15 protein-coding genes are annotated in these 16,689 nt (G+C 42.7%); 11 read left to right on the top strand and 4 right to left on the bottom strand.

The window, feature by feature from the left end:
• Window positions 1–128: 128 nt before the first annotated feature.
• Complete coding sequence (locus ACTHRG_RS18500) at window positions 129–692, top strand: hypothetical protein (protein WP_076262565.1); 564 nt, start codon at window positions 129–131, stop codon at window positions 690–692.
• A 30-nt stretch (window positions 693–722) separates the two neighbouring features.
• Here the strand turns inward: ACTHRG_RS18500 and ACTHRG_RS18495 are convergent, their stop codons facing one another.
• Window positions 723–2,501 carry a glycoside hydrolase family 66 protein gene (locus tag ACTHRG_RS18495; protein ID WP_440231755.1) on the bottom strand — a complete coding sequence of 593 codons (1,779 nt, stop codon included), beginning with the start codon at window positions 2,499–2,501 and terminating at the stop codon, window positions 723–725.
• A gap of 63 nt (window positions 2,502–2,564) precedes the next feature.
• Window positions 2,565–5,102, bottom strand: coding sequence for a glycoside hydrolase family 31 protein (locus tag ACTHRG_RS18490; RefSeq protein WP_076262569.1), 2,538 nt, complete (start codon window positions 5,100–5,102; stop codon window positions 2,565–2,567).
• 490 nt (window positions 5,103–5,592) lie between these two features.
• Here ACTHRG_RS18490 and ACTHRG_RS18485 point away from each other — a divergent pair, with 490 nt between their 5' ends.
• The gene (locus ACTHRG_RS18485; protein ID WP_076262571.1) at window positions 5,593–5,727 is read left to right on the top strand and encodes a BA3454 family stress response protein; all 135 of its coding nucleotides are present in this window, start codon (window positions 5,593–5,595) and stop codon (window positions 5,725–5,727) included.
• Window positions 5,728–5,772: 45 nt separating this feature from the next.
• Here the strand turns inward: ACTHRG_RS18485 and ACTHRG_RS18480 are convergent, their stop codons facing one another.
• The gene (locus tag ACTHRG_RS18480; protein ID WP_076262573.1) at window positions 5,773–6,462 is read right to left on the bottom strand and encodes a hypothetical protein; all 690 of its coding nucleotides are present in this window, start codon (window positions 6,460–6,462) and stop codon (window positions 5,773–5,775) included.
• A 204-nt stretch (window positions 6,463–6,666) separates the two neighbouring features.
• Between ACTHRG_RS18480 and ACTHRG_RS18475 the strand changes: the two genes are divergently transcribed.
• Both ACTHRG_RS18475 and ACTHRG_RS18470 read left to right on the top strand, forming a co-directional pair.
• On the top strand, window positions 6,667–7,164 hold the full coding sequence (locus ACTHRG_RS18475; RefSeq protein ID WP_076262575.1) for a lactoylglutathione lyase family protein: 498 nt from the start codon (window positions 6,667–6,669) through the stop codon (window positions 7,162–7,164).
• Between the two features lie 12 nt (window positions 7,165–7,176).
• A complete protein-coding gene (locus tag ACTHRG_RS18470; protein WP_076262577.1) occupies window positions 7,177–8,157 on the top strand; it encodes a zinc-binding dehydrogenase in 981 nt (326 codons plus the stop codon).
• Window positions 8,158–8,198: 41 nt separating this feature from the next.
• Here ACTHRG_RS18470 and ACTHRG_RS18465 read toward each other — a convergent pair whose 3' ends face one another.
• Entirely contained in the window at window positions 8,199–8,963 is a 765-nt protein-coding gene (locus ACTHRG_RS18465) for a general stress protein (protein ID WP_076262579.1), read from the bottom strand.
• A 180-nt stretch (window positions 8,964–9,143) separates the two neighbouring features.
• On the opposite strand from ACTHRG_RS18465, the gene ACTHRG_RS18460 reads away from it, so the two are divergent.
• The 7 genes from ACTHRG_RS18460 (at window position 9,144) to ACTHRG_RS18430 (ending at window position 16,636) form a co-directional block, all read left to right on the top strand.
• Window positions 9,144–10,331, top strand: coding sequence for an alanyl-tRNA editing protein (locus ACTHRG_RS18460; protein ID WP_440231754.1), 1,188 nt, complete (start codon window positions 9,144–9,146; stop codon window positions 10,329–10,331).
• Between the two features lie 178 nt (window positions 10,332–10,509).
• On the top strand, window positions 10,510–10,827 hold the full coding sequence (locus ACTHRG_RS18455) for a DUF3870 domain-containing protein (protein ID WP_076262583.1): 318 nt from the start codon (window positions 10,510–10,512) through the stop codon (window positions 10,825–10,827).
• A 344-nt stretch (window positions 10,828–11,171) separates the two neighbouring features.
• A complete protein-coding gene (locus ACTHRG_RS18450) occupies window positions 11,172–11,996 on the top strand; it encodes a M55 family metallopeptidase (protein ID WP_076262585.1) in 825 nt (274 codons plus the stop codon).
• A 13-nt stretch (window positions 11,997–12,009) separates the two neighbouring features.
• Window positions 12,010–12,942 (top strand): ABC transporter permease, encoded by a 933-nt coding sequence (locus tag ACTHRG_RS18445; protein ID WP_076262587.1) that lies wholly within the window; start codon window positions 12,010–12,012, stop codon window positions 12,940–12,942.
• Window positions 12,942–13,898 carry an ABC transporter permease gene (locus ACTHRG_RS18440; RefSeq protein ID WP_076262589.1) on the top strand — a complete coding sequence of 319 codons (957 nt, stop codon included), beginning with the start codon at window positions 12,942–12,944 and terminating at the stop codon, window positions 13,896–13,898. Before ACTHRG_RS18445 ends, ACTHRG_RS18440 begins: the two co-directional genes overlap by 1 nt.
• Before the next feature lie 4 nt (window positions 13,899–13,902).
• Complete coding sequence (locus ACTHRG_RS18435; RefSeq protein ID WP_440231753.1) at window positions 13,903–14,901, top strand: ABC transporter ATP-binding protein; 999 nt, start codon at window positions 13,903–13,905, stop codon at window positions 14,899–14,901.
• A 109-nt stretch (window positions 14,902–15,010) separates the two neighbouring features.
• On the top strand, window positions 15,011–16,636 hold the full coding sequence (locus ACTHRG_RS18430; RefSeq protein WP_440231752.1) for a peptide ABC transporter substrate-binding protein: 1,626 nt from the start codon (window positions 15,011–15,013) through the stop codon (window positions 16,634–16,636).
• Window positions 16,637–16,689 lie beyond the last annotated feature (53 nt).

The raw sequence follows: 16,689 nt of genomic DNA, 5'->3' as shown, positions 1-16,689 counted from the left end.
GGAAGTTAACGATTAGATATATATCTAATTAGATTATATTCAAATTAGTTTGTTTGCACAATCATATTTTTTCAGTGATGAAACTTTTCCTATTTAGAATCGTAAAGATGATTAAGGAGGCGGGTGCGATGAAACTGCTATTCGAGGTCATATTTCTGTTCATTGTTATCTATTTCAGCTATCACTACATTATCCTTATAACCAAAATGAAGAAAACTGCCCTTATTCCTTCAGATAAGAAAGACCTGAGTGCAGTAAGGAAATTCCCCCAAAAAACTTCGGATAGCCCTGTTATCTCCAAAAACAAGCTGGGGCTCACTATGTATGCTGTCATGCTGGCATTTCTAATCGCTATGTTTATAGTCGGTAAATATACTATGAATTTCAGCTGGACCTATCTCTATCTTCTGTTCATCCCTTTAATCAATGCCAAAGATCTCCTGAATGTCTTTGCTGTCTATGATGACGGCTTTATAAGCGGAAGCAGGTTTGTTCCATGGAAAAACCTGAAGTCCTTCCAGTTCAAAAAAATAGATTTAAATCATAAATACTATGGATTTTCTCCGGAAGTAAATGAAGGCTACGAACTTATCCTTAAAACAAAAATGTTCAGCCACAGTCTGGTTGTAACGGAAGAGGAAATGAAAGAGAGGCTTGCAGTATTAGTAAAACAGTATGCAAAAGAGAAATAAGCTGGCATTTTAGCACAGCCAGCTTATTTTCTATTTATATTCTATGACTAGCATATCCCAGTAGGTTAGGGAAGGAAGGGTAAATGTAATGGTATCTCCTGCCCTCTTAAATGGAATGCTGATTGGTTTTATTGATGGATAGTCCGGTGTGGTAAACCAGAGTTTCACAATATTCCTTTCATTTTTTATTTGAAAGCGGAGGCTGGACCTTTTGGAGGGAAGGGGCTGACTGGCATTTGTATCCCGCCATTCCATTGATGTTGCCTCAAGAAAATTAATAAAATGAACAACTTTTCTGTTCTCGGCCTGTTTTGCCAGCACCCAAACCTGCCCTTGTTTTGGTTCGTCTTTCGATAAAGGCATTTCATCAAGTGAGGTTATGTCAATGCTTGAAGAACTGACATGATCTCTTAACAGATTCTCATAGGCTGTAAGAAAGTCATAATATCGGATTAATTTTCTCTTTAAATTACCCGATAGACTCAATTGATTATGAGGGAAATATTCTTTGGAGAGCATATGCTCGCCGAGCTCAAGATGAGCTCCTCCATTAGCAAAAATAACTGAGTTTGTGAGCAATATTCCCGCTTCGTTAAATTCTCCTGTTTGATTGGAATGGTCATAATTCATATAAGCGGCCAGCACTGAGCTTTGAAAGCGGCTTGAGAGCGAAGCATTTTCATCCAGTATTTTCTTTAAATCGGCATAGTATTTATATTCATCCCAGACTTCTGTATAAAGAAAGGCTGGGGAAGCACTTGCAATTGATGACTGGCCATACTGATTGACAGCATTCACGACAGCCGTCTTTTCCGGAAGCTGCTGTTTTATTTTTTCCAAAAAAGGCTGAAAGCTGTCTGAAATGGAAATAGGATCTCCCCATTCATTGTACACCTCCCCGCGGTTTCCCAGCTGGTCAATGTGCCAGCCATCAAAAGGAAGATGCTCGTATACATTGTGATGCTTCTCGATGATATAATCCTGCCACCATGGATTTGTGGGATTCATTATCATGATATTGCTTTTCCAATCATCTGGAAGGGGATGGGCATCGATTAGTGTTTGATTGGGATCTTTGAACAATAGCCATTCCTGCGGAAGTCCTCTATTTTCAAAAGAACCGTAAAGCAAATTATAGCTCATCGCTTTCATATTTTTTTGGTGTGCCAGATCAATATATTGCTTAATGGTATTAAACGAGACTTCACGGTTAGCGACGTCCTGCCAATGACCGGCAGGAGAGCCATTTTCCATTTTTAGCGGCTCCTGATGCTCATAGTGCCAATCGTAAAACTGCAATCCGTTTATATGATATCGATTTAACCGCGAAATGACGTCTTCCATTTCTTCGATCGGGATCTCGCCAAAATCGGAAAGAAATCCATAGCGGGGAAACTTGCTCCAGTCACTGGAAACATCTACAGCTATCGTTTCAGATTGTTTATAGTCTTCTTTTACCATTTCAACTTCTGCCAGATAGCCTTTATAGTCCTCATCAGGCGGCTGCCAGCTCCATGATAGCTCGCCTGTTTTCGCTGCAGAAATCTCCTCTTCTCCGATCTTTTCATCTAAGTGGAAATAAGAGACCTTTAGTTTTCCATTTGATTGTTGAATTTTTAGAGTGAAGCGTACCTCATCTCCTGGATTGTACCGTGTCTGGTCGGTATGGAGGCTGCTGAAAAGATTCCCGGGTGCGGTGTTTATGCTGGTACGGGTCTTATCGGTGTCAGCACTCTCCAGGTATATAAAGACGGAGGCTGCTGTCAGCATAATCAATATCAGCAGCACAGCCCATTTAATCTTTGACATCAAGTTCACCTCCATTAATAAGGAAGGGACTAATCAGAATCTGATTAGCCCCATGTAAAGATATTAAAATTTAACTTGAACCTTCTTGTTTTCCTCTGCAGGAATATTGACATAGAGTGTTTTGGTTTTTTCTTCATAGAAGAAAGAACGCTTCGTTTTTGTCATCTCATCAAGAGATTTTGCTGACTTGTATTTATTGCCGGCAGCATGAACTTTCTTTGGCGCCTTTTCATTATTAAGCTTAAGAGTATACTGTGCAATAGCTGAATCAAATTGATTGGAGCTCATCGTTTGAGAGAATTCAATTTTGTTTCGTTTTTTCACGATGTTAAAGTCTGTTACATTAAATTCACCATCACGGTGGTCCAATGATTTGCCATCATCTTCATAAAAGCTGTATGTTGCTTCTTGATCCAGATAAGTGTCCAGTACAAGGTTTGTTAATTCTTTTTCACCAGTATATTGCTGAACTTCCCGTGTTGGGATCATAGAATCCTTTTTAACAAATATCGGTAATTGCTCAAGCGGTGCATTTACGGTAATGGTCTGGCCGCCCTTGAATTCTTCCTTTGTCCAGAAGTCTACCCATGTTTCACCTGCCGGAAGGTATACTTGACGGCTTGTTTGTCCTTTTGTGACAACAGGAGCAAGCATCAGGGAATCACCAAACATAAATTGGTCGCTGATATCGTATGTGTTTTCATCTTGCTGGTATTGATAAACCAATGGCTGCTGTACAGGTTTTCCTGTTTCGGAAGAATCTTTGAATGCATTATACAGGTAAGGCATTAACTGATAGCGCATTTCGATATATTTCTTGGCAATGCCCTCCACTTCAGTTCCGAATGCCCATGGTTCCTGTCCTTGCTTAACTTCTGCTTTCGCATCTGAATCATAATGGATGCGGGAGAATGGAAGAAAGGCTCCAACTTGGATCCAGCGGGTATATAGCTCACTGTCAGGGCGTGAAGCAAATCCGCCGATATCATTTCCGACAAAAGAAACACCGGATAAACCAATATTCATATTCATTGGAAGAGACATTTGCAGATGTTCCCAGTTACTTACATTATCACCAGTCCATAGAGCTGCATAACGCTGTGAGCCCGCATACATATCGCGAGTCAGGACGAATGGACGTTCATTCGGCTTATACATATCCCAGGCATTATACGTAGCTTCTGCTTCGTCATGGCCATATAGGTTGTGATACTCTGTGTGAAGAAGTTTATCATTTTCAAAGCCGAAATAAGTATCCAGCGGCATTGTGTGGTTATATTCGCCGCCATCTACAAATACAGCCGGCTCGTTCATATCATTCCAGATGCCGTCAATTCCTGCATCAAAAAGAACGTTATGGTTTTTTGCCCACCAATTACGCACTTCCTCTTTTGAGAAATCAGGGAATGCGGAATCACCAGGCCATACCGGCCCGATAAAGTTTGTGCCATCGGCATTCTTGCCCCAGTAATCATTCTGTGTACCTTCTTGATAGATTCGGTAGTTTTCATCCTGTTTGACTGCAGGGTCGTTAATTGCAATTGCATGGAATCCTTTCATTGCTTTCAGCTTCTGAAGGGCATCCTTGTACTTCTGATCCCAAGTAAAGACACGATACTCCTGCATATAATCAATATCAAAATGCATCGTATCGAGCGGGATGTTTTTTTCGCGGTATGTGGATGCTACATCAACAATCTCATCTGCTGTATAGCCCCATTTACTTTGATGAAGACCTAAAGTCCACTTTGCGGGAAGGTCCATTTTACCCGTTAATTCTGTATAAACATCCAATACGTTTGAAATTTCAGGCCCATACATAAAGTAATAAGTTAGAGGCCCGCCGTTTGCATAAAAATAGTAGTAATCATCCGATTCACTGGCCATTTCATAGTAAGAACGGTATGTATTATCAAAAAGAATACCGTATGCTTTTTTATCTTTTAATCCCATAAAGAAAGGAATGGCCGTGTAAAGATATTTCGTATCTTTCGTATAGGCGTAAGCATCTGTATTCCACATTCCGATGCTTTCTCCGCGCTGGTTCAGATTTAATCCAGCTTGCTCGCCAAATCCGTAGAAGTTTTCGCCTTTTTGAGTTTTCTTAAAGACGTAGGGCTTGCCATCTTCATAACCGGCAGAAGCTCCATTTTCTAAGTAATCTTCGTTAATGACATTTCCCTTCTTATCCAGAAACTTAATTCCGAAAGGAGATTTTTTAATTTTGATGGTTAATTCTTCAGTTGAGATCGTGAATTCTTTTCCATCCTGGGCAGTGAAGCGGGGAGTTTTCCAGTCTTTTTTCTGAATGGCAGGAGAATCTTCTTCTTGCTGTCCATCCTTTAGAATAGATACTTTTACAAGATCTTTAGAATAAATTCTGATATAGGCGTTAAATTCACCTAAATCAAATTGAAATCCATTATCCAATTTTTTGATATTTTTTACAGATAGTTTCTGTAAATTCTCCTTATTAAGCGGAGTATCTGCTTCCGGCTGTGTGACAGCTGCCAAGGCAGAAGGCAGGCTTGCTGAAAGTGCGATAACCATTGCAAGGGCTGCAATAAATAGCACTCTTAGCGATTGTAACGCTTTGCTCATATTGACACCTCAATCATTTATTTTTATAGCGATATTTACTTTAGCTCTCTGATGAAAGAAAGGTCAATACTTGTATATACAGGAATATCAAGGTGGGGGATAATACCCGCCCCTTGCTATGACAAAAGGATGGAAACGATTACTGCTGAATGAGAAAGCGTTTTATGCAACAGACAAAATGATTCAAATGTCCTTCATTTTAATGACTTGTAAAGTTGTGGGGGTATTTGTCATCAGTGTTTGTAATATAAAGCTGATGACGTGAAGACACATGAACCTATTCGCCTATTAAAAATGGTTAAAAAGCCGGAAATACATTATAAGACAACACGAAAGGGGATTGAAGTAATGACAATGTAACACAAAAAATATATTCAGAAATTTAAAAGTATTTTAAGTGCTATATTTTAGGGTGTCAGAGACAAAGAAGTTTTAAAATGCATTTTTGATGGTATTAATATAGTAAAAAAGCCAGAAAGGATTATGGAATATGAAAGAGATAACCGTCACAATCGATTATGAAGGAATGAAGTATCAGACTAATATCATCACAAATAAAGAAGCACGTGAAGAGGAAATTCTAAAGAAGGCTGAAGAACAGGTAAGAAAACAGTGGAATAATTAAGATGACCCCCCTTAATCAGCGAAGATAAGGGGGTTAAATATGGGATCAGTGAAGTTTTTGATTTAGTTTTTGCTGCAGCATTTCAATTTTATTTGGCAGGACAAATAAGTACTCTATTAAACTCTCTAAAAGCTCCATCAATAGGGAGGCCATATCCAGATCAATATCCTTTTCAAGATCAAGCATCTCGTAAAAGGCGCTGCCTGGCTGTGCCAGCTGGCTTAAAGACTGCAGGGGCCTTGCTAAATCAACATGTTTTGGCAGCAGTTCAAATTGCTTGGAAAGGTTTTGCCCTTTGACCTCTTCACCAAGAAAATTTTTCAGGATACTCTCGAGGACCCGCTTGGACATAACAGCTGTTGCAATTGTATCTTTGGAATAGCTGACATTTAAAGCTGATCGGTAGGCGCGTGTCAGGTCATTCGGCACTTCCTTTATTTTCTCCAGCTGAGTCAGGAGCTCCTTCGCTGAATTAGGATCATAGATATAAAGAATCGTCTCGTCGCTTGATTGGTCATCCTGATTGAGTATCATGATAAAAACGGATTCCTTTTTACAGGCCGAACAATTTCCATGGGAAAGTATGCTGGATTTGCTTGTATGATTATAATTTGCTTTAATCGTAAAAAGGCTTGGTTTGCTGCATTTTGGGCACTCGCATCGAACACTTGATGGCAGCTTCCTATAACCAAATTGACTATGAGAAATAATTTGTGCCGGCAACACTCTTCTCATTATCATATCCCCCCGCTAGAATTCATATTTTCCATTCCATTACATTTAAGTATAACTTTGAAAAATAAGAGGGACAAACCTGAAAAATATGGAATTTATGAAAGGCGGATAGGGAGTAATCAACGGTTACTTAAAAGTGCCTGCTTAACAAACCATAAGCAGGGATACTATACTAATTACTATTCTTTATAAGGAGATGAAAAAATGAAGAATCCATATCCTCGTTCGTTTTCGCATATAGGACTTTCCGTGCCGGATATCACTAAAGCTGTTCATTTTTATCAGGAGGTGCTCGGATGGTATGTCATCATGGAGCCTTCTGAGGTAATTGAAGATAACAGCCCCATCGGCCAGATGTGCACAGATGTGTTTGGTCCAGGCTGGGGAAGCTTTAAAATTGCCCACCTGTCTACCTCTGATAAAGTGGGAATTGAACTATTTGAATTTCCGAATAATGAGGACCCTGAAAATAACTTCGAGTTCTGGAAGACAGGCATTTTTCATTTTTGTGTGCAAGACCCGGATGTCGAAGGGCTTGTTGAGAAAATTGTGAAGCATGGCGGAAAACAGAGAATGCCAATTCGGGAATACTATCCTGGAGAAAAGCCGTATCGAATGGTGTACTGTGAAGATCCGTTTGGAAACCTGCTGGAAATCTATTCACACAGTTATGAGCTCACCTATTCACAGGGTGCTTATTAAAGGAGGAGTAACGTGAAAGCTTTATTATTAGAAGGAAAAGGCTTATGGGAAGAGATGAAAATCGGGGAAGCCGAAAAACCACAGCCTCAAAAAGGAGAAATTCTGGTTAAAGTACATGCGGCTGGTTTGAACCCTGTGGATTATAAAACAGCGACTGGCGGCAATCCAAATTGGCAATATCCTCATATTCTTGGAGTGGACGCGGCAGGTATTATTGAAGAAGTCGGCGAAGGCGTACAAGGATGGCAGCCTGGAGACAGAGTTGTTTACCATAGCGATTTAACCAAAAAGGGAAACTTTGCAGAATATGCAGTAACGACCGCACATACCGTCTCGCGCATTCCTGACTCTATATCTTTTGAAGAGGCAGCAGCTTTGCCGTGTGCCGGGTATACAGCTTATCAATCGCTTTTTCGCAAGCTCCGCATTCAAAAAGGACAAACCATATTAATTCATGCAGGTGCAGGCGGTGTAGGCGGATTTGCTGTTCAGCTGGCCAAACTTGCAGGTTTAACCGTTCTTACTACGGCATCTTCCCATAATCATGAATATGTGAAAAGCCTTGGAGCTGATTATCCTATAGATTATAAAAGGGATGACTTTGTTGAAAAAACCCTGGAAATCACGGAAGGAAAAGGTGTTCATTCCGTCCTGGATACGGTAGGCAGAGACAATGCCACTAAGTCACTGAAAGCTTTAGCATTTAATGGCCAGCTGGCTTTTATAGCAGGACAGCCTGATTTTTCACAGGCCGTTTCCTTTGCCCATCCACTATCTTTTCATATGGTTGCTCTTGGGAGTGCTCATCAATCCAATAACCTGGCTGAACAGACAGATCTCTCGGTGATGGGGGATGAGATGCTGAAATTAATCCAAGAAAAGAAGATAAGTCCGCTTCTTGAAGAAGTAATTGCTCTCGAGGAAGTTTCTTCTGCTCTGAAGCGCTTATCTGAGCGGGCTGTTAAGGGGAAAATTGCGGCCAAGCTAATTTAACTAAAAAGAGCTACTCCCGCATGGGAATAGCTCTTTTTCCATTATCCTTTATAAGGGTTATTGCGGTTTTCCCTGACATTGTTAAAATCATATGCATCTCGATTACGGGTATCGACATCATCGTTATAGGCCGAAACCGTGCGGTCATTTGTGCTCAGATCTTCAGGGTTTCCGCTCAGCGGACGGTTTAGATCCAGATTCTCATCTGTCCAAACACCGCTGCTGTTTCTGGTGTTATCCTTAAAAGCGTTTGTTCCGCGATCAAGCTCGCCGGGGTTCAAAGGATCAGTGCTTGTGTACGTTGTCCGGTCTCCATCTAAAACGGAACGGTCCGAATTTGTATAGCCATCAGTAAAGTCTGCAGACTTTGTATCAGGATCGACTAACACAAGGATTTTTCCTGATTTGACATCTGCTTCATAGCGATGTGCCTCTTCTTCCGGAATGCCCATGCCGATAAGTGCTCCGGCAATGCCGCCTGCACCTGCACCAACTGCGGCTCCTGTTAATGTAGCAGCAATTGGTCCGGCTGCCACAATTGGCCCGATTCCAGGAATCGCCAATGCGCCTACACCGGCCAGAAGACCTGTTAATCCTCCCAGAACACCGCCAGTAGCCGCGCCGGCAGCTAATCCCTCTTCCGTTTTTGTGCCTGTTTCTTCTGTAACAGCATCCACATCGTCTTTATTTTTACTAATTACGGAGATATCTTCGGGACGGTACCCTTCCACTCTTAACTTTTCAACCGCTTGAATAGCTTCCTGCTCTGTATCGTATGCACCTACAACATGCTTGTTTGTTGCCATGTTCATCATCCTCCTTAATAATTTTTGCTTATCTATTGGTGTACATACCTTTTTCATTACGCTCATAAACCGCGTGGATAAAATTACTAATAATTTTCCCTTGACTGATAGATGGCTTGACCTGTAACTGCATAATCGGTAGTTTTAAAAATAGAACAGGCACAAGGAAGGTTGATCTCTATGAAAAAACTTTATTATGAAGACCCATATATCAATACATTTGAAACAGAACTTGTATATCAGGCGGCAGACGACAAGGAAAGAGTATATGCCGTCCTGAAAGAAACGGCCTTTTATCCGACTGGCGGAGGACAGCCTCATGATGAGAGGACACTCAATGGCATAAAAGTGGTGGATGTCGAAGAAGAGGAAGGGGAAATCCGTCATTATTTAGAAAGAGAATTGGATCCTTCTTCCCTAGTATCAGGAGAAATAGATTGGAACAGACGGTTTGACCATATGCAGCAGCATGCCGGACAGCATATATTATCGGCTGCATTTGAAGAGCTTTACGGCTATAAAACAGTCAGCTTTCATTTAGGCAAAGAAACCTTAACCATTGATTTGGAAATCAGTGAACTGCCTGTCGTGCACGCAGAGGAAGCGGAGAGATTGGCTAATGCCATTATACTTGAGAATCGTCCTATTGAATCCAAGTGGGTGAGTGCAGAGGAAGCTTCCCAATTCCCGCTCCGTAAGCAGCTGTCTGTCAGCGAAGATATCCGGCTTGTGATCATTCCGGAGTTTGATTATAACGGATGCGGCGGAACACACCCAACATCAACCGGCCAGGTAGCCGGTGTAAAAATATTGGACTGGGAGCGCCAAAAAAAGAAAATCCGCGTTCAATTTATCTGCGGCAGCCGGATTCTCACGCAGCTTCAGACGAAACATGAAATTACCGGGAATCTGAGTCAGCTTCTAAATGCATCAGAGCAGGACCTGCCTGCAGCGGCCAGCCGCCTGATTGAAAATGGAAAGGACCTGGAGAAGCAGCTGGAAGCAGCAAAGGAAGCACTGTTAGCTTATGAAGCGAAAGAAATGTACACAGCCGGAAAGGGAAATTGCATCAGCAAGGTCTTTGAGGGGCGATCCATACAGGAACTGCAGAAGCTGGCACGCTTGATCGCCTCCCAATCTGAAAAGGCCGATGTGATCCTGATCAATGAAACCGCCGATAAACTCCAATTTGTCTGTGCCAGGGGAGCAGATTCTGAATCTGATATGAAGAGCCTTTCAGCAGAACTTCTGCAGAAGATTAACGGCAAAGGCGGCGGGAATCCTCAATTTGCACAGGGTGGGGGAGACAAGCTTATGAGCGGTGAGGACCTGCTGGAATATGCAATGAGAATTGCAGGCCAAAAGTAATTGAATCCGCATGTAATGGACAGATTTAATTGATAAAATATTTAGAAAAGTATTGAAAAATGATTGTAATACACCTTCTGTTGTATTACAATTTTGGTACGGGCCATGCATTATAATGAATGTTTATGATAACCTCATAAACGCCTCATATAATATCCGGTCTGCAGGAGGCAAGTTCATGTACAGACAAAATACCGTCTATATCATCGGGGACAGCAAAACATCATTGAACAATCCGATTATGCAAAAATATAATGGCTTCTTTATCGGTCTTGTGATCGACAGGGAAACAGATAAGATTGTAGATGCCGAATGTTCATCTACCATTAATTTAACCTCATTATTTATTAAATCGATATTTGTCGGCAAATCCATACTGGAAGCAGACAAAGTATCAGAAGAAATCGAAAGCCGCTACTTCGGCTCCTCGCAAAAGGCCCTGATTGTTGCCTTTAAAAATGCCCATATAAAATATACACAAATTATGAATAAGTAAAGCTGCTTTTTCTGTTTTCCGCAGATGAAATCCAGCTATCAGAGAACATCTCCGATAGCTGGATTTTTTGCATTTAGCATTTAATTACTGAGTTGATTGTAGCGGAAGGTGCGAGATCCTCGAAAATGCATTCGCATTTTCTTCGTGCGGTTTTACTCAAGGAAGCTTATTCAAAGTCCTGCCCCGCGGTTCGCTGAGCATCCTGGAGCGGAAATCAACGGGCAACATTGATAGGCGAATAACAATTTAAAAGGAAAGTAAATTGCTGATCCAATTTACAGAAAATATCAAAATAATATACAATATAGAAAACTATAATAATATAATATTTTGGGGGATTTTAAATGAAGCTTTATTTATCAGTTGATATGGAGGGAATTACGGGTCTGGCTGATCATACTCATGTCAGCTCATCTAAGCACAATTATGAACGCAGCAGGGTGATTATGACTGATGAGGCAAACCATGTGGTGACAGCTGCCTTTGAAGAAGGCTGCAGTGAGGTGATTGTCAATGACAGCCACTCCAAAATGAACAACCTGCTCATTGAAAGAATGCACCCTGAGACACAGCTGATTACGGGTGATGTTAAGCCATATTCAATGGTTCAGGGCCTGGATTCAAGCTTTAGCGGAGCCATGTTTGTTGGATATCATGCGCGAGCTTCCATGAAAGGGGTTATGTCCCACTCTATGATTTTCGGTGTAAGACATATGTACATCAATGATCATGCCATTGGAGAAATGGGCTTCAATGCTTATGTGGCTGGCTATCATGGCGTGCCGATTCTAATGGTGGCCGGTGATGACCAGGCGGCATTGGAAGCAGAGAAATTAATCCCGAATGTGACAACAGCTGTTGTAAAAGAGACGATATCACGGTCTGCCGTGAAATCGCTTACTCCCGCGAAAGCCGGCCAGCTTTTAAGAGAAAAAGCGGCAGAGGCGCTTAGCAAAAAGGAGCTTGTCAAGCCGCTTGTGCCGCCGGAAAACCCTGTATTGAAAATTGAATTTGCCAACTATGGCCAGGCTGAGTGGGCTGCTTTGATGCCTGGGGCAGAGATAGAAGAAAATACAACCATTGTCCGCTATCAGGCTAAGGATATTCTTGAAGCATACCAGGCTATGCTCGTGATGACTGAGCTGGCCATGAGAACTACATTCTGTTAGGAAGTGTTAATGAATGACTGGATACATAATAAAACGCCTCATCGCAATGGTCGTCACACTTTGGTTCATTATCACTCTGACGTTTTTCTTAATGCACTCCATACCCGGGTCGCCTTTTAATGAAGAAAGAAACACCAGCGAAGCGGTCCAGCGGAATATGGAGAAATTCTATCATTTGGACGAACCGCTGTATGTCCAATATGGGATGTACTTGAAATCTGTTGCAACATTCGACTTTGGACCATCTATTAAAAAGTCCTCCCAGACGGTGAATGAAATGCTTGGAAGGGGGTTCCCGGTGTCGTTTGAACTGGGAATTGTCACATTGATTGTGGCTGTTTTCTCAGGAATCGCCCTCGGAATTATAGCAGCCCTCCGGCACAATGGCTTTATAGACTATTTAGCTATGACCATAGCAGTTCTGGGAATATCAGTGCCAAACTTTGTGCTTGCCACACTCTTAATTCAGCAGCTTGCTGTCAACCTTGCAATCCTCCCGGTGGCTACCTGGTCAAGCCCGAAACATATGATTCTGCCGACTCTGGCGCTTGCGACAGGTCCCATGGCGATCATCGCCCGTCTGACACGTTCAAGCATGCTGGAGGTGCTGACGCAGGATTATATCAAAACGGCTAAAGCAAAAGGCCTGGCCCCGGTGAAAATTGTTTTTAAACATGCACTGAGAAATGCCCTTCTGCCTGTTGTAACCGTATTGGGGTCGCTTGCTGCAAGCATTTTGACAGGCACCTTTGTTATTGAAAAAATATTTGCCATTCCCGGAATGGGAAAGTATTTCGTAGAAAGCATCAATACGCGTGATTATCCCGTCATAATGGGAACCACCGTTTTCTACAGCTCGATTTTGATTATAATGCTGTTCCTGGTGGACATTGCATACGGAGTTCTAGATCCAAGAATTAAGCTTCACAAAAAGGAGGCGAGCTAATGGAACTGCGCAAACAGCATGATAACCGCAACCTTGCACCCGATATTCCGGATGACTGGTTTGTGCCAAAGGCCAAAGACGAGGATGCAGCGGAAGCAGTTGTAAGGCCAAGCCTTTCTTATTGGCAGGATGCATGGCGCCGGCTTTTGAAAAATAAACTGGCGATGGCAGGGCTATTCTTTCTTATTGCTTTAGCCTTTATGGCCATATTCGGCCCGATGATTTCCCCGCATAATGTATCACAGCAGTCATTGGCCAATCAGAATCTTCCGCCATCTTCAAAATATTGGTTCGGAACTGATGAATTGGGCCGGGATGTTTTCGCAAGAACATGGTACGGAGCAAGGATTTCCTTATTCGTTGGAATCGTGGCAGCCATGATTGATTTTGCAATTGGAGTCATTTACGGCGGGATTGCCGGCTATAAAGGCGGCAGAACAGATAATGCCATGATGAGGGTAGTCGAAATTCTGTATGGACTCCCATATTTGCTCGTTGTTATTTTAATCAGTGTTGTAATGGGGCCTGGTTTGTTCACCATTATATTCGCACTTTCCGTAACAGGCTGGGTCGGGATGGCCCGGATTGTCCGCGGACAGGTTCTGCAGATCAAGAACTATGAATTTGTACTGGCATCAAAGACTTTCGGAACAAAAACATCGAGGATTATAAAGAAAAACCTGCTGCCGAACACGATGGGCCCTATCATTGTACAGATGACATTAACAGTGCCATCGGCCATCTTTGCAGAAGCATTCCTGAGCTTTCTGGGATTAGGCATTCAGCCGCCTTTTGCCAGCTGGGGATCCATGGCCAATGATGGGCTGTCTACTATTCTATCAGGTCACTGGTGGCGCCTGTTCTTCCCTGCCTTTTTCATCTCCCTGACCATGTTTTCATTTAATGTGCTTGGAGACGGATTGCAGGATGCCCTCGATCCGAAGTTAAGGAGGTAGCAGCATGGAGAAAGTACTTGAAGTAAAAGACCTGCATGTCACATTTACCACTTATGGGGGGGAAGTCCAGGCTGTAAGGGGTGTATCATTTGATCTCTTCAAGGGGGAAACCCTGGCGATTGTCGGTGAATCCGGCTGCGGGAAAAGCGTGACGTCCCAGAGCATCATGCGGCTGATCCCATCCCCACCCGGGAGAATAGCGGGTGGCGCTGTTCTCTTTAAAGGGAAGGACCTGACAAAATTAAAAGAGTCTGAAATGCGGGATATCCGCGGCGCAGACATTTCGATGATCTTTCAGGATCCTATGACGGCTTTGAATCCTACGATTACCATCGGGGAGCAAATTATAGAAGGAATTATGCAGCATGAAACCATTTCACGGCCGGATGCCCGTAAAAAGGCGCTGGAAATGCTGAATTTAGTTGGAATACCAAATCCATCCGAAAGATTGAAGCATTATCCGCATCAATTCAGCGGCGGGATGAGGCAGCGGATCGTGATTGCCATGGCCCTTGTCTGTGAGCCGGAAGTGCTGATTGCCGATGAACCAACTACTGCACTTGATGTAACGATTCAAGCGCAAATATTGGACTTATTTAAAGATATCCAGAAAAAAACTGGAGTATCCATCATTATCATCACCCATGACCTGGGGGTTGTCGCTCAAGTAGCAGACCGCATTGCCGTGATGTACGCAGGGAAAATAGTGGAGGCCGGAGAACGAAGGGAAATCTTCTATAATCCGCAGCATCCCTATACGAAGGGCCTGCTGAATTCTGTTCCGCGTCTTGACCTGGATGGAGCCGATCTTATTCCCATAGGCGGATCGCCGCCGGATTTATTCGCTCCGCCGGCAGGATGCCCATTTGCTGCCCGCTGCGGATACGCAATGGAAGTATGTGACCGGGTTTATCCCTATAAAACTCATTTAAGCCAGGATCATCATGTGGACTGCTGGCTCCAGGATGAGCGGGCACAGAAAATGCTTGCAGGTGTAAAGTAGGTACTTCCTTTCGCAGTGCCGGACCCGGTACGGTGAAAGTTATGATTCTATCAGCTGTCAGACAGGCATCTGATAGATAAAGAAATATATTTTAAGAGGGGGAAAAGGAATGAAAAAGTTTTTATCGCTGCTGCTTGCAGGTGTGCTGCTATTTGTTATGGCAGCCTGTACGGCAAATGAAAATGCCGGCAAAGAAACAGACAGCAAGGATGATGGCAAGAAAGAAGAAAGTGCTGAAAAAGTGCTTTATTTGAACAATGGCCAGGAGCCGACTTCGTTTGACCCTCCAATCGGCTTTGACTCTGTTTCCTGGAGTGCGCTGAACAACTTAATGGAAGGTTTGACACGTCTGGGACAAAATCATGAGCCAGAAGCAGCCATTGCTGAAAAATGGGATATCTCAGAAGATGGAAAGACTTACACCTTTCATATCCGTGAGGGTGCAAAATGGTCAAATGGCGATCCTGTAACAGCAGGTGATTTCGAATTTGCCTGGAAGCGTCTTTTAAATCCTGACACAGGTTCCTCAGCAGCTTTCCTAGGCTACTTCATTGAAGGCGGAGAAGCTTATAACAACGGCGAAGGCTCTGCTGATGATGTAAAAGTAAAAGCCGTTGATGACAAAACATTTGAAGTGACTTTAGTTAGTCCGCAGGCTTATTTCTTAAGTGTAATCACAAACCCTGCATTTTTCCCAATCAATGAAAAAGTAGCAACAGAGAACCCTCAGTGGTTTGCTGAAGCAGAATCTTTTGTGGGCAACGGTCCTTTCAACCTGACAGAGTGGGAGCATGACAGCCACTTTGTAATGGAGAAAAACGATCAGTACTGGGATGCTGAAAATGTAAAACTGGATAAAATTAATTGGGCGATCATTGACGATACCAATACAGAATACCAGATGTATCAAACCGGAGAGCTTGATGTATCGGCTGTTCCATCTGAGCTGAGTGAAAAGCTATTGGGTGAAGCAAAGGTTGAAGACCAGGCCGGTGATTACTTCTACCGATTTAACGTAAATATGGAGCCATTCCAGAATGAAAACATCCGTAAAGCTTTCGCAATGGCAGTAGACCAAAAGCAAATCGTTGACTTTGTAACCAAGAATGGAGAAAAGCCTGCATACGGATTTGTATCCTATGGATTTAAGGATGCTGATGGCAAGGATTTCCGTGAAACAGCAGGAGATCTTGTCCAAACGAATGTAGAAGAAGCGAAGTCCCTTCTTAAAAAAGGTATGGAAGAGGAAGGCTATGAAACACTTCCTGAAGTTACATTAACGTACAGCACAAGTGATTCTCACAAAAAGATCGCAGAAGCTCTTCAGCAAATGTTCAAGGAAAATCTTGGCGTTGAAGTGAAGCTTGCCAACATGGAATGGAATGTATTCGCTGAAGAACAAAAAGCGCTTAAATTCCAATTATCACGAAGCTCATTCCTTGCTGACTATGCTGACCCAATCAACTTCCTTGAAAACTTCCAGACAGGACATTCCATGAACCGCACTGGCTGGAGCAATGAAAAGTACGATCAGCTGATCAAGGATGCGAAGAATGAAGCAGACGAAGCAAAGCGCTTTGAGCTGATGTATGAAGCGGAAAAAATCTTATTCGAAGAAATGCCGATTATCCCTATCCATTTCTACAACCAGGTATATCTCTATAATGATGCTGTTTCAGGAATCGTCCGCCATCCGGTTGGATACCTGGAGCTTAAATGGGCAGATAAGAAGTAATACTTCTTTGGCTTGATGTGAAAGTGACAGGAAAAGGGGTGTTCGTGTGAACA

It is taken from the genome of Cytobacillus sp. SAFR-174, assembly GCF_051964675.1.
In the GTDB taxonomy this organism is placed as follows: Bacteria; Bacillota; Bacilli; order Bacillales; family Cytobacillaceae; genus Cytobacillus.
This window is presented reverse-complemented; position numbering and strand designations above follow the sequence as displayed.